Origin of the sequence: Ensifer adhaerens (assembly GCF_028993555.1) — a bacterium.
In the GTDB taxonomy this organism is placed as follows: domain Bacteria; phylum Pseudomonadota; class Alphaproteobacteria; order Rhizobiales; family Rhizobiaceae; genus Ensifer; species Ensifer adhaerens_I.
Window position 1 is genome coordinate 1513500 of record NZ_CP118611.1, and the last position, 18057, is coordinate 1531556.

An 18057-nucleotide genomic window follows, 5' to 3' on the forward strand; every position below is an offset into this window, starting at 1 on the left:
TGTTATCCTTTCTGCCGCGCGGCCGCCCGTAGCCGCTCGATCGCCATCAGCACCCGTTCCGGCGTTGCCGGTGCATCGAGGCGCGGTGCAATACGATACTCCGCAACGCTGGCGGCCGCCATCGACAAGGCTTCCAGCACGGAGATGCCGAGCATGAACGGCGGTTCGCCCACCGCCTTCGAGCGGCGGATGGTTTCTTCGCGGTTGACCGACCATTCGGCAAGCCGGGTGTTGAAGACGCGCGGCCGATCCGACGCAAGCGGGATCTTGTAGGTCGAAGGCGCATGCGTGCGCAGCCGGCCCTTGGCATCCCACCAGAGCTCTTCCGTCGTCAGCCAGCCCATGCCCTGAACAAAGGCGCCTTCGACCTGACCGAGGTCGAGCGCCGGGTTCAGGGAACGGCCGACATCGTGCAGGATGTCGGTACGGTCGACCTGATATTCGCCGGTCAACGTGTCGACGCTGACCTCCGAGCAGGAGGCGCCATAGGCGTAGTAGAAGAACGGACGGCCCCGACCTTCCGCACGGTTCCAGTGGATCTTCGGCGTCTTGTAGAAGCCGGCGGCCGAAAGCTGGATACGGGCGCCATAGGCAATCTTGATGAACTCGTTGAAGCTCATGCGCTCGGACCCGATGCGCACCGTGTTCGGTTCGAAGGCGACATCGGTTTCGGCCACGTTCCAGCGCTCGGCAGCAAACTTGACCAAGCGCGCCTTGATCTGCTGCGCGGCGTTTGCCGCTGCCATGCCGTTGAGGTCGGATCCCGACGACGCTGCCGTCGCCGATGTGTTCGGCACCTTGCCTGTTGTCGTCGCCGTCACCTTGATCCGGTCGAGGTTGACCTGGAACTCGTCGGCCACCACTTGGGCGACCTTGGTATAGAGCCCCTGCCCCATCTCGGTGCCGCCGTGGTTCAGATGGATCGAGCCATCGGTATAGACATGCACCAGGGCGCCGGCCTGGTTGTACTCGGTCTTGGTGAAGGAGATGCCGAACTTCACCGGCGTCAGCGCGATGCCCCGCTTGACCACGTGGTTTTCGCGATTGAACGCGATTACCGCCTCGCGACGCTTGGCGTAGTCGGCCGAGGTTTCCAGTTCCTCGATGATCCGGCCGATGATGTTGTCTTCCACGGTCTGGTGATAGGGCGTGAGGTTGCGCCCCTCGCCGCCGTAGAAGTTCAGCTTGCGGATTTCGAGCGGATCCTTGCCGACGGCATAGGCGATGTCCTCGATCATGCGCTCGCCGCCGACCATCCCTTGAGGGCCGCCGAAGCCGCGAAACGCGGTGTTGGAAACGGTATTGGTCTTCAGCGGCCGCGAGCGCAGGCGCACGTTCGGGTAAAAGTAGCAATTGTCGGCGTGGAACAGCGCACGGTCGGTGACCGGGCCGGAGAGATCGGCCGAGTAACCGCAGCGCGCCGAGAAGACCGCGTCCACCGCCTCGATGCGCCCTTCATCGTCGAAACCGAGCTTGTAGTCCACATGGAAGTCGTGGCGCTTGCCGGTGGCGCTCATATCGTCGTCACGGTCAGGCCGGACCTTGACCGGGCAGCGGTACTTCTTGGCGGCGACAGCTGCAACGGCTGCGAAAATATTGGCCTGGGTTTCCTTGCCGCCGAAGCCGCCGCCCATGCGGCGCACGTTGACGGTCACCGCATTCGACGGCACGCCGAGAACGGTCGCAACCATGTGCTGCGTCTCTGCCGGATGCTGCGTTGAGGAGTAAACCAGAACCTCGTCGTCCTCGCCGGGAATGGCAAAGGAAATCTGCCCTTCCAGATAGAAATGGTCCTGGCCGCCGATGCGCATCTCGCCCTGGAGAATGTTCTTCGCCTTGGCAAAGCCCGCGTCGATATCACCGCGCTCGAGTTTCAGCGGGTCGATCACCAGCGGATAGTTGGCGGCCGCCGCTTCGAGCACGTCGGTCACATGCGGCAGGTCACGGTACTCGATCTTGACCTTGGCAGCCGCGCGGCGGGCTGCTTCCCGCGATGTCGCGATGACCGCAAAGATCGGCTGGCCGTGGAATTCCACCTTGTCGGTGACAAAGATCGGCTCGTCGTGTTTGTGCGCCGGGCTGATGTCGTTTTCGCCGGGAATGTCGGCGGCAGTCAGCACGCCGATCACGCCTTCGCTGCTGTTCACCGCCTCGAAATCGATCGACAGGATATCGGCATGCGCCCGCTGCGACAGGCCGAGATAGCCGTGCAGGGTGCCCTGAGGTTCAGGAATGTCGTCGATGTATTCGGCGGTTCCCGAGACATGCTTGTGGCCGGATTCGTGCCGTTCGTTTTCGTGTACGCCGCCGCGGATGCGGTCGATGGGCTGCATCACGTTCATGGCTTCCTCCCTTAAACCGCGACAGCAATGGTGCGATCGAGACGGATCTGACCGCTCGACTGCGTCTCGAGATAGAAGCGGCGCAAGAGATTCTTCGCCACCAATTGACGGTATTCGGCTGAGGCACGCCAGTCGGTCAGCGGCGTGAAATCAGCATCGAAAGCTTCAATTGCACGCTCGATCGCCTCCTCCTTCCATTCGGCGCCCTTGAGTGCCGCCTCGACATTGGCAGCGCGTTTGGGCGTAGCGGCCATGCCGCCAAAGGCAATCACGGCGTCGGTCACCCGGCCGGCATCGAAAACGATGTTGAAGCCACCGCAGACGGCAGTGATGTCCTCGTCGAGACGCTTCGTCACCTTGTAGACGGCAACACGGGCCTTGTCGGAAACGAAGGGAATGCGAACGCTTTCGACGAACTCGCCGGGCTCGCGGTCCTGCTTGCCATAGGCGATGAAGAAATCCTCAAGCACGACGGTGCGGCGGCGATCGCCCTTGCGCAACGTGATCGATGCGCCGAGCGCGATCAGTGCCGGCGGCGTATCACCGATCGGCGAACCGTTGGCGATGTTGCCACCGACGGTGCCCATATTGCGGACCTGCTGGCCGCCGATGCGATCCCAGAGTTCCGTCAGCTGAGGGAAATGCTCGACGATAACAGGGTAGGCTTCCGCATAGCTGACGCCCGCGCCTAGCACCACACCCTCAGCGTCAACCGTGATGCGCCGCAGCTCCTCGAGATGGGTCAGGTGAATGACCGGCGAGATGTCGCGCATGAACTTCGTGACCCACAGCCCAACGTCGGTGGAGCCGGCAACGATCGTCGCCTTCGGGTTGGCCTCGAACACAGCAGCAAAATCGTCGACCGAACCCGGAAGGATGAAGCGCTCCAGTTCGGTGCCGATTTCGACACGGCGGCCATCCTGAAGCGATGCCAATTCCTTGGCTATACGCTCGCGCTCGACGACCAGCGGATCCCTGCCGACGTCTGCGATCGTCGAGATTGCCTCGGCCGCACGGATGATCGCCGCATAGCCAGTGCAGCGACACAGATTGCCCTGCAGCGCCTTTTCGATTTCGGCGATCGAGGGCTTCGGGTTTTCCATCCAGAGGCCGTAAAGCGACATAACGAAGCCCGGCGTGCAGAAGCCGCACTGGGAGGCGTGGGTGTTGACCATCGCCTGTTGCACCGGATGCAGCGGGCCTGCCGGCTGCGCCAGGCTATCGACCGTCACGACGTGACAGCCGTCGAGCGAGCCGACGAAACGGATGCAGGCATTGACGGATTCATATTTGAGCTTGCCGTCGAACAGGCGGCCGACAAGCACCGTGCAGGCGCCGCAGTCGCCTTCGGCGCAGCCTTCCTTGGTGCCCTTGAGGTTGCGGTCGATGCGCAGGAAATCGAGCAGCGTCTGGACCGGCGAAACATCGGCGAGTTCGATGAGGCGATGGTTCAGGATGAAACGGATGGTGTTGCGGATCTGGATCGTCATTGCTCAGCTCCCGCGGTAGGTGGAGTAGCCATAGGGCGAGAGCAGCAGCGGCACATGGTAGTGCGCGCCCTGGTTATCGATGCCGAAGCGGATCGGGATCACGTCGAGGAACGGGTTCTCGCCGCGCTTGCTTGCGCCGCCGAGATAATCGCCGGCATGGAAATGCAGCTCGTAGATGCCCGCCTGCATCCGCTCGCCGCTCAAGAGCGGTTCGTCGCAGCGGCCGTCGTCATTGGTCCTGACGGATTTGATGTGCGTCTGGCCTTCGCCCTCGACCCGGTAGAGCTCGATGCGCAGCCCCTCGGCCGGTTTGCCGCTTGCCGTATCCAGCACGTGCGTCGTCAGACGGCCGGCGTTTCCACCCTGAGATTGCATGTTGTTCGCTCCTCCCGAAGTCAGCTTTCCACCTCGCAGTATTCCGGCATTCCGGCCCGCTTGGTAGCGAGCGGATCATTCGAGACTTTCAAAATTTTTGGGGGGAATGGCTCGAGACAAATGCCGCTAGAAATTGGATGCAGAGACGAAAATGTCTGGAGGAGCTGCTTTGATGAGATACCCCCGCGATCTTCACGGCCACGGCCCGAACTTCAAGATCACATGGCCCGACGGCGCTCGGATCGCCGTGCAATTCGTCATCAACTACGAGGAAGGTGGCGAGAACTGCGTGCTGCATGGCGATGCGGCCTCAGAGGCGTTCCTGTCGGAAATCGTCGGTGCGCAGGCCTGGCAGGGCCAGCGCCACTGGAACATGGAATCCATCTACGAATACGGCGCACGCGCCGGCTTCTGGCGGCTGCACCGCATGTTCACCGACCGCGGCGTACCGGCCACAGTCTATGGTGTCGCCACTGCGCTGAAGCGCTCGCCCGAGCAGGTCGCCGCCATGCAGGACGCCGGCTGGGAAATCGCTTCGCACGGCCTCAAATGGATCGAGCACAAGGACTTTTCGCCCGAGCGTGAGCGCCAGGAGATCGCCGAGGCGATCCGGCTGCACACGATCGTTACCGGCGAGCGCCCGCGCGGCTGGTATACCGGACGCTGCTCCGACAACACGCTCGACCTCGTCACCGAAGCCGGTGGTTTCGACTATGTGTCGGACGCCTATGCCGACGACCTGCCCTATTGGCACGAGCATGCCGGGCGCCATCAGCTGGTCATCCCCTATACGCTCGACAGCAACGACATGCGTTTTGCGACGCCGCAGGGCTTCAACAGCGGCGACCAGTTCTTCAGCTACCTCAAGGACAGCTTCGACGTGCTCTATGCCGAAGGCACCGCCGGCGCGCCGAAGATGCTGAGCATCGGGCTCCACTGCCGCCTCGTCGGCAGGCCCGGTCGCGCCGCCGCGCTGGCCCGTTTCCTCGACTATGTGCAGGGCCACGAAAAGGTCTGGCTGGCGAAACGCATCGATATCGCCCGCTACTGGGCCGGGGCCTATCCCTACAAAGCCTGGGACGATCGCCCGTCGCGGCTCACCGAAGAGGCCTTCGTTGCCAAATTCGGCGGCGTCTTCGAACATTCGAAATGGATCGCAAAGCGCGCCTTCCAAGGCGAACTTTCACCCGCCAACGACACGGCGATCGGCCTTGCGGCAGCCCTTTCCGCCGTCTTCCGCGAAGCTTCGGCTGAAGAACGGCTCGCCGTTCTGATCGCTCACCCGGATCTTGCCGGCAAGCTGGCCCAGGCCAAGCGGCTCACCGAAAGTTCGACCAACGAGCAGGCATCTGCCGGCCTCGATGCACTGACCGATGCCGAGCGCGAGCGCTTCACCACGCTCAATGCCGCCTATGTCGAAAAGTTCAAGTTCCCGTTCATCATGGCGGTCAAGGGCCGCAGCAAGGACGAAATCCTGGCGGCCTTCGAAAGCCGGATCGGCAACGATCGCGAGACGGAGTTCGAAACCGCCTGCCGTCAGGTCGAGCGCATCGCCTATCTGCGGCTCAAGGACATGCTGCCGAGCTGAGGACCGGTTATGACGAGCCCCGGCGTGAGCCTGCCCGAATTCGCACTGAACGCAATCAACCTTGCCTCCGCCGGGCTCGGCGCGCGGCCGGTCTTTGCGACAGACGAGTTCTTCGCTCCGCTCGAGCGCATGCTCCAGGATGCCCCGCCGGTCTATCATCCCGGCGTCTATGACGACAACGGCAAGTGGATGGACGGCTGGGAGACGCGGCGCCGCCGCGGCCCCGGCAATGACCACGCCATCATCGCGCTCGCCGCAAGCGGCCGTATCCACGGCTTCGGGGTCGATACGGCGCATTTCACCGGCAACTATCCCACTGCCTGCGCCATCGACGCCTGCCTGGCGCCGGATGGACCGCACGAGCGGACGGTCTGGACGGAACTTGTGGGCATGCGGCCGCTCGGACCGAATGCCCTGCATCACTTCGAAGTCGGTTCGGCACGCGTATGGAGCCATGTGCGCCTGCGCATCTATCCGGATGGCGGCGTGGCGCGCTTCAGGGTCTACGGTGCACCGGCCTTCGATGAGATGACCGTCGGAGATGCGGTGGTCGATCTCGCGTCATCGCTTCTCGGGGGGCGCATCATCGCCTTTTCGAACGGGCACTACGGCCACCAGCGGCTGCTTGCGCCTGGACGTGGTATCAACATGGGCGACGGCTGGGAGACCCGCCGGCGGCGCGAGCCCGGAAACGACTGGATCGTCGTCAAGCTTGCAGCCCGTGGCGAAATCGCTCGGCTCGTCGTCGATACCGCCCACTTCAAGGGAAATTATCCGGATGCCTGCTCGCTGCAGGCGGCCGATCTTGGTGATACGGCTTGCGAGCTGGCCGCTTCGGTCACGGCGTCCGCAATGTTCTGGCGCGAAGTTCTGCCGGCGCAGAAGCTTTCCGCCGACCGCATCCATACCTACGGGGCGAACGAACTAACGGACTTCGGTCCCGTCACCCACGTGCGTTTCAACATCTTCCCCGACGGCGGCGTCAGCCGGTTGCGCGTCTTCGGGCGTATTGCGAAGGCCGGCACCCCTTAGATCATTTCACTGAGGTGATGAAATGATCGGACCTGAACCGCAACATTCAGGAAGAACGCTTCTTGCTTTTTCTGGAGTTGCTGTCCTCGATCAACATTCGACGGAGGAGCGTCACATGAAGGAGATCGTCATACAGCCACTGACCCGGGAGGCCTTTGCGCCGTTCGGCGACGTGATTGAAACGGAGAATGCCCACAACTTCCCCATCAACGGCGGCAATGCAACCCGCTATCATGACCTCGCTAAGATCGAAACGACAGGCGACAAGGCCCGGCCGATGATCAGCCTGGTGCGCGGCGTACCCTACCCGCTGCCGCTGAAACTGACCATGGTGGAACGCCATCCGCTCGGCAGTCAGGCCTTCATTCCCTTGAGCGACAACCCGTTTCTCGTCGTCGTTTCCGGGGAGACCGACGAAGGACCGAGTGAGCCGATCGCCTTCAGGACCACGCCTGGCCAGGGTGTCAACATCGCCCGCAACGTCTGGCACGGCATCCTGACGCCGCTCGACGACGTCTCGGATTTCGCCGTGGTCGACCGCGGCGGCGAAGGCGTCAATCTGGAGGAACACTTCTTCAAGGAGCCTTTCCTGATCGTGTGAGCGAACGAATGGCCCGGTCATCCGACCGGGTCATCGGTGTTCCAGATCAGGTATTTAGTGTGTTTTCCTAATGCAGGACATCCGGCATCAGTAACCGCCGTCCCGACGAAACTTCGTCGGCGTGTAGCCAGTAACCCGGCGGAAATCGCGCGAGAAGTGATAGGCGTCCGGGTAGCCGCAGACGGCCGCCACAGCGGAAACCTTGGCATCAGGGCCGACCAAAAGGCGTTTCGCCTGATTGATGCGTTCGTGGCGCAGCCAATCCATAGGCGTCGTCCCAACCATGTCGCGAAAGCGGCGAAAGAATTGCGACTGGCTGAGCCGCGCCAGAGCGGCCAGATCATCGATCTTCCAGGCGCGGGCGAGATCGTCACGCATCGCTGAAAGTACGGCCAACAAACGGTCGCCGTCCGCTGCGTCCTCACCCGGTTCGCTCCCGGTCAGGCGCGGCCCGATCATGTCTGCGATCAGTCCGGAGATGGCCGCGCTCGCCAAGGCATCGGTCGCCGGCGAGCGTTCCGCAAGAAATCGGCTTACGCGTTTAAAGGCCGCCTGCGCGGTTTGCCGATCCCTTGGCAAAAACAAGGGCGACTGCTGAACAGCCAGGAACGTGTAGAGCGCATCAAGCCCGTGACCCTCGATCCCCATCCAGAGATAACGCCAGTTTTCGCTGTCGGGGGCGCAGCTATGCGCATAGGCTTGGGCGGTATCGAGCCAGGCGACGCTGCCCGTTTCGGCGAGGAAGCGTTGTCCGCGCACCTCTATCAGCCCACGCCCGCCTAAAGTGTAAACGAAGACATGCTGGTGGAAGCGCTTGCGGATCGGCACCTCCTCAGGATGGGCGGTCCGGCTGCCGGCAACCAGGGCCAGATAGGGAAATGCGCCGGCGAACTTTGCCGGGGTATGAAAGTGGATATCTTCGTTTTCAGGTAGCATTGCCATTTTCTCGCAGGTCATGCGAGTTTTGTCCATCATCGTGCGAGGGGCTACTATTCCGAATGGCGCCGGGATGACGCTATCATACAGCTTTATGCACGGAGTTAAGCCCATGACTGAAGCCGCGCCATCGGGCGACGAAGCGAATTTCACCTTCGCGCCACTCTCGCCGGAATTTGCCCGCGATCCCCATCCGACCTATCGGGCGCTGCGCGAGAAGGAAGGGCTGCACTACTTTCCGGATTTCGACATCTGGCTGGCTTCGCGGTTCGAGGACGTGTCGGCGATCGTCATGGACAAGCGCATGGTACGCTCGCTCGAAGATATCGCCACGGCCGAAGAGCTTGCGAAACTCCAGCGGGACGCCAATTGGCACGACATGCCGCATCATGAGCGTTTCGTGCAGTTCAGTCTGCTCGACAGCGACGGCGCGGTGCACGACCGGCTGCGCAAGCAGGTGTTCAAGCTGTTCACGCCGGCGATGATCGCCAAGCTCCGCGACCAGATCCAGGCCTATGTCGACCGGCTGATCGATAGCCTTGCCGATCGCGGGGAGATCGATTTCGTCGATGACCTCGCCGCCCACGTTCCGGGTCATATTATTGGTCGCTTGCTTGGCGTGCCGGACGAGGACTGTCCCCAGTTGCGCATCTGGTCGGAAAACATCGTGCAGTTCTTCGACGTCGACCGCTCGGACGCGCGCAAGGAAATCGCCGAGCGCAACACGACCGAGTTTTACGAATATCTGACGGCGCTGAAAGGCGAACGTGAGCGGGCGCCGAAGGATGATCTCATTTCCGTGCTGATCGAGGCGGAACGCTCAGGCGCGATGAACTTCGACGAATTCATCTCGACCTGCATGCTGATCCTGATGGCCGGCCACGGCTCGACCATCGACGTACTCGGCAGCGGCATGCATGCGCTCTTGCGCTTCCCCGAGCAGATGGCGCGGCTGCGCAGCGAACCCGGCCTCATCCAGACCGGGGTGCAGGAGATGTTCCGCTACGAGTCTCCGCTCCCCTTCTTCCATCGCCATTGCGTCGAAGACGTCGAAATCTGCGGCCAGCGCTTCGAACGCGGCACCAAGTTTGGCCTGCTCTACGGCGCTGCCAATCGCGATCCCAAGCAGTTCGAGAATGCCGACAGCTTCGATATCGGCCGCACGCCCAACCGGCATCTCGCCTTCGGCGGTGGCGTGCATTTCTGTCTCGGCAACCACCTCGCACGCCTCGACATGGATATCATCTTCAGCACGCTGCTTCGCCGCTTCCCGACGATCGAACTCGTCGAAAGGCAACCCGAATACAAGCGCGGACTGTCTGTGCGCGGACCCAAGCGGTTGAAGATCGCCATACGTCCGGCCTGATCCGCACCGAACCAAATTCCAGATCCGGAGAATACCCATGCCCAAAATCGTCTTCATCGATGCGGACGGCAAGACGAAGGAAGTCCAGGCGGAGGTCGGCCAGTCGCTGATGTCAGCCGCGGTGCAGAATGGCATCGACGCTATTGCCGCCGAATGCGGCGGCTCCTGCGCCTGCGGCACCTGTCACTGCTACATCGACGGCGAGTGGAGCGACCGCTTGCCGGCGCCCGAGTTCCAGGAACAGGACATGATTGAGTGCGTCGTCAATCCGAACGAACGCAGCCGCTTGAGCTGTCAGATCACGGTCTCCGCCGAGCTTGACGGCCTGGTCGTGCACCTGCCTTCCGCACAGTACTAAGCAAGCCCGAAACCGGGCGAAATGGTTTCGCTTTGCATCGGCTTAACTCAAATCCTTAAACCAGATACTGAGAAAGGCCGGAGCAAGATTATGCTGCTCCGGCCCGTATTTACGAGGAAACATTACATCGACGCAGCAGCTGCGCCCCGGCCAATTTCCTCTGGTTGTTACTCTGCAAAGAACGCGAAGCGAACGACGAAAAGCGCCGCAACGAGCTGGGTTGCCGGATGGATGACGCTCCATTTGCCGGTGCAGACCTTGAGCACGACGTAGCTGACGAAGCCGAATGCGAGACCGTTGGCGATCGAGTAAGTGAAGGGCATGGCAAGCGCTGTCAGCGCAGCCGGGGCCGCTTCCGTCAGGTCGTCCCAGTCGACTTCGGTCAGTTCGCGCATCATCAGGCCGGCGACGTAGAGCAAAGCCGGAGCCGTCGCATAGGACGGAACCGCAGCAGCCAGCGGCGAGAAGAACAATGCTGCCAGGAACAGCACGCAGACGGTGAGTGCCGTCAGACCCGTGCGGCCGCCAGCCTGGACGCCCGAGGCGCTTTCGACATAGGCCGTCGTGCTGCTGGTACCGATCAGCGAGCCAGCGACAATGGCGGTGCTGTCGGCAAGAAGCGCGCGGCCGAGGCGGCTCGGCTTGCCCTCTTCCACCAGCTTGGCGCGCTTGGCGACGCCGATCAGGGTGCCGGTGGCGTCGAAGACTTCGACGAGCACGAAGACGAGGATGACGTGCAGCAGGCCGCCATGCAGAGCGCCCATGATGTCGAGCTGCAAGAAGGTCGGCGCGATGCTCGGCGGAGCCGAGACCACGCCCTTGAACTCGCTGACCCCGAGGATCATCGACAGAACCGTCACGACGAGGATGCCGATAAGGATCGAACCGCGAACCTTCAGCGCGTCGAGTACGGCGATGACGAAGAAACCGAGGATGGCAAGCAGCGGACCGGTCTGCTTGAGATCGCCGAGACCGACGAGCGTTGCCGGATTGTCAACGACGATGCCGGCGTTCTTCAAGGCGATGATGCCGAGGAAGAGGCCGATACCGGTGGCGATCGCACTTCTCAGCGAATGCGGAATGCCGGCAATCAGCCAGCTTCGCACGCCCGTCACGGTCAGGATCAGGAAGATCACGCCCGAGATGAAGACCGCGCCCAGCGCCTGCTGCCAGGTGAAGCCGAGGGCGGCGACGACGGTGAAGGCGAAGAAGGCGTTGAGGCCCATGCCGGGCGCCATGCCGATCGGCCAGTTGGCGACGAGCGCCATGACGGCGGAGCCGAGCGCGGCGGCAATACAGGTTGCGACGAAAACGGCATCCCTATCCATGCCCGTGCTCGACAGGATGTCGGGGTTGACGAAGATGATGTAGGACATCGTCAGGAATGTCGTGATACCGGCGATCACCTCGGTGCGCGCCGTCGTCTGATGCTCTTTCAGCTTGAATAGTCGTTCAAACATCTTTCCTCCCTTGGCGGCGTCACCACGACGCAGCCGAACGACAGTGAGCGGGAAACCGTCTCCTCCAGTTCCCGACCAGTGCATTTCGAACGCCCGGAGTTTCCGGAGCGATCGCTTGGCTTAAGGCTTCTTGCCGGCTGGCGATCGTCCGCCCTCTTTCAGACGATGCGAATGCCCCTTGCACAGCCTTTGGATTGTGCGACTTCCGGAGCCGGACCGCTAGCCGTCCATTCCCGGGATCGGCGATGAAAGACTTTCAAATTTTTCGGGGCATTTGTCGGCACCGAAACGGTGCCTTTCGCGTCTTCGCCACCATCCGAAAGGCCCGGAAACCCTCGAAAAAATATGTTGAAAGGGCATCTTGACCTTCCAACGGTGGGAAACGCCATGTTCTCTCACAACGAAACGAAGGAGACAAGCATGCAGACCTACAAGATCGACAACATGACCTGTGGCCACTGCGCCGGTGCCGTCCAGAAGGCAATCCTGAGCGTCGACCCGCAGGCGACGATCAAGGTTGATCTCGGCAATCGGGAAGTCAGCGTCGAAACCGCCGCTGCTCCAGGCCCGGTCGCGGAAGCCCTGAAGGCTGCCGGCTACGAAAGCCGTGCACTCTAGACGATGGCCCGCGCAGAAGACGACCTGCCTCGATACGTCAATCAAGGGCCGTGAACCATCCACGGCCCCAGCCTTTCCGCGACAATGACACCCGCGTATCCGCCCAAGGTTAGGGACGCGCGAGCAGCACGGTCATGCCAGGCTCGAGGCTCGTGGGCATATCCGCTTCCAATCTAACGCGGAAGCTATTGAGGTCGTGGTCTCCGACAGCTCGCGCCGCTCGCCATGTCGCGAATTCGCCCAATGGCCGAAGCTCCGTCACATGTGCGGGGACAGACAGCCCGGTCGGCGTCGTGAGCGTCACGGGGGTACCGACCGTCATGCCGCGGAGATCGTCCTCACGCACAGTGAAGGCGAACCACGACCGGTCATCGACGTCCATCATAACGACAGGTTTTCCCGGCCCGATGATCTCTCCAAGTTCGGCGACGCGGATGTTGATCGTGCCATCCGCTGGCGCGACGAGCCTAGTCTTGTCGAGCTTGGCTTGAATACTGGCCACCGTTGCCTCGGCAAGTGCCACCCTGGCATCTGCGAGCGCCCGCTCTTCAACGGTAGGACCCGCATTGGCTGCCTCTGCCTGTGCGCGTTTGACCTCCAGATCTGCCTCGCCCTTGGCGAGAGAGGCAGCGGCTTCGTCGGCCTTTTGCCGACTTGCAAAGTTTTGGGCCGCAAGTGCGGTCGCCCGGTCGTTCTCCTGTCGTGCAAGGAAAAGGTTTGCCTCGGCCGTGCGCACAGCCTCCTCGGCAATGTCGACCTGTTCGCGCCTGACGCCGGAATAGATCCGGTCGCGCTCTGCCTTCGCGCTCGCGGCCGCCGCCCTCGCCTCTCCGACAAGCGCTGACAGATCGGGATTGTCCAACACCGCGATTATGTCTCCTTTGCGTACCTTCTGACCGGGTCTTACGGCAACACTGGTGAGCCGGCCGGATATCTCGGGAGCGATACGGATTTCCGTACGCCTGACCATGCCGGCGATAGCGTCCCTGTCCGCGGCCGCGGCAAACGAGGCGGCCGATGCCGAAACGGCCAAGGCGGTCGCTGCAATGAACAGCAGGAACATGGATCTAGCGTTCATTGACGCCCCTCCGTGAAGTGACGAACCGAGCGGAAATCATGGCCAGGGCGGCGTAAATGAATGCCAGCACCCAGAGCCGCGCCCAGTCCTTGAAAACATCGCCGAAGGCGGCCCCCATCTGGTTTACACGAACCAGCGCATCGATCCCGGACGTGCTTGGAAGGGCATAGCTCGCCGCCCGCAACGCCGGCGGGATCGCCTCCGGTGGCCAGGCGACGCCCACAAGGAAAAACAGCGGCAGGCTGATCGCGATGAAGAGCAGGACGGCGGTCTCTCGGCGCTTGAACCAGCTACCCGCAAACTGACCCAGGAAGCTGACCGAGAGAATGAAGGGAACAGCGAGCACGAAAAGGTCCAGCACCCGATCCGTTGCGGAAAATCCGTAGACCCTTGGCAGGACAACGAGAAAGAACATGTAGGCTGGCAAAGCCAGCAGAAGATGCGCAAGCGCCTGGCCGAGAACCGATTTTACTGCACTGCGGCTTCGCCGCGCCTCATGCCCGCCGCGTTCGAACGTACCCCCGCCGATCGTCGCCGTGCCCATCAACAGCGTCTGCTGCAGGATCAGGACGAAGGCAGCCGGCACGATGTAGCTGCCGTAGCCGCCCGTCGGATTGAACAGCGGCTGGTTGATAATCTCGACCGGAGAACTGGCGGACAAAGCTGCCCGATAGCGGCTGCCTTCGGCGCGCGCTCTTTGCGTGGAGAGGTCGGAGCGAACCGAGCCGACAGACTCTTGAATGCCCTGAAGCGTCCGGCTGTAAAGGAGAAAGTATGTGGAGTCGACAAAGGCCGGCAGGCGCGCCGTCGCCCCCTTCATGATCTCACGCTCGGTACCGGCAGGAATATTCAGGATACCGAACACCTGCCGTCGGGCGAGTGCCATCTGCGCTTCTGCAAGGGTCGTTGGGCGGGCTGCAACCTCCAGCCCTTCGTGTGCATCCAGGGCCTGGACGATGGCGAGGCTGATGTCTGAATGGTCGTCGTCGACGACAGCGACCGGAACGTTCCGGATGAGCTGGCCGACATAGGGCTGGGGATAAAACAGACCATAGATGATCGGGCCAAGAACGATGAGGCCGAAGGCTCCGCGGTCGCGCAGGACGCGACCATATTCGTCGGCGAGCGCGCGGGCGACGCTGATCGGGCCTGATCGTCGTGGCTCGGTCGCCTCCTCAGCGGTGGGGACGGGCCTATTCTCGATCGAGCGCAACCGTATCCATGAGAGCAGGAAATAGAGTGCTGCGAGGGCACCAAGTGCCAGGAAGGGTGTGATCGAATCCTGCGCAGGCACGCCGCGAGCCGCCTGATCGAACAGGATCTGGATGTACCAACGCAGCGGCAACAGCATCCCCCAACTTTGGGCGAAGGTATTCATGGCCAGGATAGGGAAGCCCACGCCGGCATAGCCGAAGGCGGGAGAGCAAAAGATACCGGTCAGGCTCAGTCCGGACGCGAGGTTTCTCATGAGCAGCTGAAAGAGAGCACCGACCGAGAGATAGGCAATGATGAGAAGGCATGCAGCCGCCGCGACCAGGATCGGATTGCCGCGGAACGGGATCTCGTAGAGACCGTGAATGATGCCGAGCACGACGGCCATCATCAGCAGGAAGATCGCGAAATACGGTAGCAACTTGCCGACGAGAGCCGTGAGGCTGCTGCCGCCCGCCGTGGCAAGCCATTCGCTCATGCTGCGCGATCCGAATTCCGATCCGACAGCATATCCGCCGGCGATCGCGACTACGACATGAAGCACCGTCGGCAAAATGGCGCGAAGCAGAAACTGCGCATAGTTCAGGGCTGGATTGGTCAGGACATATTGCTCGACGACGAGCGGGCCCGGCCTGAAACCCGGACTTGTCGCGCCGCGTGGCAGGTCGGCGATCGCCGCCGAAATCGCCGACTGCAGGGAGGTCGACGCGACGTTCCCGGGAGTGAAATACTGCTTGTTGAAGAACACCACGATCTGTGGCCGCCGCCCGGCCAAGATGTCACGCTCGAGATCCTTGGGAATATAGACGGCAGCAATCGCCTCACCGGACCGCACCGCGTGCATTGCGCCGCCAAGATCAAGGGATCGCCTGTCGACGTTGACCCCGGGAGCGGCACTGATTGCCTGCACGAAGGTCATCGAGGTCCTCGACCGATCCTGATCGACCACATCGACGTGAAGATTGCGGATGACCGCGTTTCCGAAAGTGGCTGCAAGCAGCGAGAAAGCCAGAAGCGGGATGCCCACCACCAGAAGCAGAGCCACCTTGTCCCGCCAGATCCACAGGACTTCCCGGGCGGCAACCGCGACAAGCCCGTAAGGTTGAACGGTCGGCGTCACCGCACGTCCGCCCAGTCGGCATAGGCGCTCATGCCCGGCCTCAGTGTGGCGATCTTTTCAACGGGATAGGCCCGAACTTCGAAGGTTCTGAGGTCGAAATCACCGGTCGCCCGCGTTGCGCGCCAGCCGGCATACTCGCCGCGCGTCGCAATCGTGTGCACCTCGACTTCCACGGGGGTATCACCGAGCGCTGGAATTTTCACCTGGAAATGGTCGCCCACCTTCAGGCCTTTCACGAGATCCTCACGAAGGTCGAAGCGCACCCAGATATCGGAAAGATCGACGAGCGAGAGCAGAGGCACCCCAGGCGAGACATACTCCCCCGGTTCGGTGGCAATCTGATAAACCTGCCCGGCGACAGGCGCGGTCACGGTCAATTCCGCGACCTGTGCTTTCAAGGTCGCGATTGCGGCCTCCGCCTTCGCCACGGCTGCCGTCGCGACGCCGCGCTCCTCTGTCGTATAGCCGGCCACGGCCTCCTCGTAGGCGAGTTTGGCCTGCTCGTGCGACCGTTTGGCGACATCGAGATTGGCCGTTGCCTGGTCGAGGTTCTGGACCGACGCGTGTTCGCCTTTGGTCAGCTGCAGAGTGCGATCATAGGTCTGCTGCGCCAACGTCAGGCTTGCCTCGCTGGCCGCGACCGCAGCCTTGCGTTGCGCGATCACCTCCGCCCTTGTGCCGACTTCGATACGGTTGAGGTCGGCCAACGCCACGGCGCGAGCGGCTTCGGCCTCCTGCAGCTTCATCAGCAATTCGGGATTGCTGATCGAGGCAAGCGTCTGTCCAGCCTTGATATCTTCGCCGCGTGAAACCGGTCGCTCGCCGATGCGTCCGTCCACCCGGGCGGCGATATCGATGCGGGTCGCATCCGCCTCTCCCTGCACCAGCAACGGCTGCGGCTGGACGAGGTACCAGAGAGACAACCCGACAATCGCCAGCGTGGACCCCGCGACGATGAACGCGGCAGCGATTGGCGGCTTTCGGCTCAGACCGGACACGGCCGCATTGGAAGAGACACTTTCTGGGTCGTCGGACCCATCGAGCTGGATGTTCGGACCTGCTACCTCGTCTCGCTCCGTCGTCTTCTCCCTCGCGCTGTTTGCGCCGTCGGAACTCCGGTCAGTTTCGGGAACACCGTTGCTTGCGCTGCGTGACGTCTCTACCACTGCACCGTCTCCACTTCGGCTTGCCCGCAGCTCCAAGCACGGCATAGCCCTGCTTTGTCCGCTCTGGGCCTGCTTCTTGAACAAAACTGGCCGCCGAGAACTCTGCCCGAGAAGCAAATGGTGCCCGCGCGACGTCGGAGACGTCAACAGGAAAAACCGGCCAAGCGCCGATCACGTGCATGCGCCGCAGAAATGGAGAAAGCGATGATTTCTGCGGCGTCGAACTCACTGGGGATCTCTTTTCTTGGTCTCCTGACCGCTTCGCGCGAACGGACCTTTTGCCGTCGACACGATAGACGTCGTGCCGTCACCGCTCGGCAATGCGGTTGCGGGTTCGCATGGGCGCATCGCCGCCTAGACGCCCCACACCACGGCCTGTTCGTGTCGATGGATGAGGTGCTGAAGCTGGTCGAAGCTGTGGCGAATATGTTGCGAGAATTTTTCGATGGCCGGGGTATGCGCCGAGGTTCCACGCCTCAGCAGCCCAAGAGCGCGTTCCGGGTGTGGGACGGAAACCGGAAGTGCCGTGATCGACTTTTCGTTGCGCAGCGCAAAGACGACACTGTGCGGAAGCACCGTCAAGGCGTCGATACCCTTCAGATAGTTGACGAGGCTCATCAGTGAGCCGCCCGTGTACCGTATCTTGATCTCGGTCGCCCCGAAGGAGAGCAGCAGGCTGTGAAGATCCGCAAGCAGCGGGCTTCCCGGCGGCGGCGCCACCCAGGGATATTCGAGAAGCTGTGACGGCTGCGGCCGTCGCTTCAACAGAAGCGGATGCGTGACCCGGCAGGCGACCACGTTTCGACCGGGAAGCACCTTCTGGAACGCCAGGCCCGATCCCTCCTCAAGGATATCGAGCGGACAGATAGCAAGATCGATCTGATCACCCTTCAGCTGAGCGCGCAGATCGGCCATGTAGCCGTAGCTCTGATCAATCCTGACGTCAGGGTTTTGTGCCTGGAAGGCGGCGATCATCGGCGCAATCAAGGCGTCCATGAAAAATGGCGTGCCGCCGACACGCACGAGACCACTCTTGCCGAGGCGAAAGCTCTCGATCGTATCGGATGCCTTGCGCGAGGCCGACAGCATGACCTGGCCATGGTCGGCGAGCGCGCGCCCGAGCGGCGTCGGTTGCAGCGGCCGTCGCCCTTTGACGAAAAGCGGTTCGCCCAGGCGCTTTTCGAGCATGGCAATGGTGCGCGAGATCGCCGGCTGCGACAGCCCGAGCAGCGCGGCCCCTTCGGTGACGCCGCCTGCCTTCACCACAGCAGCGAGATGAACAAGATGGCGTTCGTCTATCTTCATAACAATTGAT

Annotated in this window: 15 protein-coding genes; 6 read left to right on the forward strand and 9 right to left on the reverse strand. The window is 62.3% G+C overall.

Features of this window, described 5'->3' with window-relative positions; all coding sequences use genetic code 11:
* Positions 1-2: 2 nt before the first annotated feature.
* From xdhB to uraH, 3 genes are read right to left on the reverse strand one after another with little or no spacing between them, the layout of a single operon-like run.
* On the reverse strand, positions 3-2342 hold the full coding sequence (xdhB, locus tag PWG15_RS27050) for a xanthine dehydrogenase molybdopterin binding subunit (RefSeq protein ID WP_275024595.1): 2340 nt from the start codon (positions 2340-2342) through the stop codon (positions 3-5).
* An 11-nt stretch (positions 2343-2353) separates the two neighbouring features.
* Complete coding sequence (xdhA, locus tag PWG15_RS27055; RefSeq protein ID WP_275024596.1) at positions 2354-3832, reverse strand: xanthine dehydrogenase small subunit; 1479 nt, start codon at positions 3830-3832, stop codon at positions 2354-2356.
* A gap of 3 nt (positions 3833-3835) precedes the next feature.
* Complete coding sequence (gene uraH / locus PWG15_RS27060) at positions 3836-4207, reverse strand: hydroxyisourate hydrolase (protein ID WP_275024597.1); 372 nt, start codon at positions 4205-4207, stop codon at positions 3836-3838.
* A 172-nt stretch (positions 4208-4379) separates the two neighbouring features.
* Here uraH and puuE point away from each other — a divergent pair, with 172 nt between their 5' ends.
* From puuE to PWG15_RS27075, 3 genes are all read left to right on the forward strand, one after another.
* Positions 4380-5795 carry an allantoinase PuuE gene (gene puuE / locus PWG15_RS27065; RefSeq protein WP_275024598.1) on the forward strand — a complete coding sequence of 472 codons (1416 nt, stop codon included), beginning with the start codon at positions 4380-4382 and terminating at the stop codon, positions 5793-5795.
* A gap of 9 nt (positions 5796-5804) precedes the next feature.
* A complete protein-coding gene (gene alc / locus PWG15_RS27070; protein WP_275024599.1) occupies positions 5805-6827 on the forward strand; it encodes an allantoicase in 1023 nt (340 codons plus the stop codon).
* A gap of 115 nt (positions 6828-6942) precedes the next feature.
* Positions 6943-7428, forward strand: coding sequence for an ureidoglycolate lyase (locus tag PWG15_RS27075; protein ID WP_275024600.1), 486 nt, complete (start codon positions 6943-6945; stop codon positions 7426-7428).
* Between the two features lie 87 nt (positions 7429-7515).
* Here the strand turns inward: PWG15_RS27075 and PWG15_RS27080 are convergent, their stop codons facing one another.
* Positions 7516-8517: a helix-turn-helix transcriptional regulator gene (locus PWG15_RS27080; RefSeq protein ID WP_275024601.1), complete on the reverse strand. Its 1002-nt coding sequence runs from the start codon at positions 8515-8517 to the stop codon at positions 7516-7518.
* Between PWG15_RS27080 and PWG15_RS27085 the strand changes: the two genes are divergently transcribed.
* Both PWG15_RS27085 and PWG15_RS27090 read left to right on the forward strand, forming a co-directional pair.
* On the forward strand, positions 8477-9730 hold the full coding sequence (locus PWG15_RS27085; protein ID WP_275024602.1) for a cytochrome P450: 1254 nt from the start codon (positions 8477-8479) through the stop codon (positions 9728-9730). The two genes, PWG15_RS27080 and PWG15_RS27085, sit on opposite strands and share 41 nt — an antisense overlap.
* 37 nt (positions 9731-9767) lie before the next feature.
* Positions 9768-10088 carry a 2Fe-2S iron-sulfur cluster-binding protein gene (locus tag PWG15_RS27090; RefSeq protein WP_275024603.1) on the forward strand — a complete coding sequence of 107 codons (321 nt, stop codon included), beginning with the start codon at positions 9768-9770 and terminating at the stop codon, positions 10086-10088.
* Positions 10089-10255: 167 nt separating this feature from the next.
* Here PWG15_RS27090 and PWG15_RS27095 read toward each other — a convergent pair whose 3' ends face one another.
* Entirely contained in the window at positions 10256-11548 is a 1293-nt protein-coding gene (locus PWG15_RS27095; RefSeq protein WP_275024604.1) for an NCS2 family permease, read from the reverse strand.
* A gap of 420 nt (positions 11549-11968) precedes the next feature.
* On the opposite strand from PWG15_RS27095, the gene PWG15_RS27100 reads away from it, so the two are divergent.
* Positions 11969-12166 (forward strand): heavy-metal-associated domain-containing protein, encoded by a 198-nt coding sequence (locus PWG15_RS27100; RefSeq protein WP_275024605.1) that lies wholly within the window; start codon positions 11969-11971, stop codon positions 12164-12166.
* 109 nt (positions 12167-12275) lie between these two features.
* On the opposite strand, the gene PWG15_RS27105 is transcribed toward PWG15_RS27100, so the two are convergent.
* The 4 genes from PWG15_RS27105 to PWG15_RS27120 form a co-directional block, all read right to left on the reverse strand.
* Complete coding sequence (locus PWG15_RS27105) at positions 12276-13244, reverse strand: HlyD family secretion protein (RefSeq protein WP_275024606.1); 969 nt, start codon at positions 13242-13244, stop codon at positions 12276-12278.
* The gene (locus tag PWG15_RS27110) at positions 13234-15576 is read right to left on the reverse strand and encodes an ABC transporter permease (RefSeq protein ID WP_275024607.1); all 2343 of its coding nucleotides are present in this window, start codon (positions 15574-15576) and stop codon (positions 13234-13236) included. The genes PWG15_RS27105 and PWG15_RS27110 overlap by 11 nt, the downstream gene beginning before the upstream one ends.
* Positions 15573-16742 (reverse strand): HlyD family secretion protein, encoded by a 1170-nt coding sequence (locus PWG15_RS27115; RefSeq protein WP_275024608.1) that lies wholly within the window; start codon positions 16740-16742, stop codon positions 15573-15575. Before PWG15_RS27115 ends, PWG15_RS27110 begins: the two co-directional genes overlap by 4 nt.
* 354 nt (positions 16743-17096) lie before the next feature.
* The gene (locus PWG15_RS27120) at positions 17097-18047 is read right to left on the reverse strand and encodes a LysR family transcriptional regulator (RefSeq protein WP_275024609.1); all 951 of its coding nucleotides are present in this window, start codon (positions 18045-18047) and stop codon (positions 17097-17099) included.
* Positions 18048-18057 lie beyond the last annotated feature (10 nt).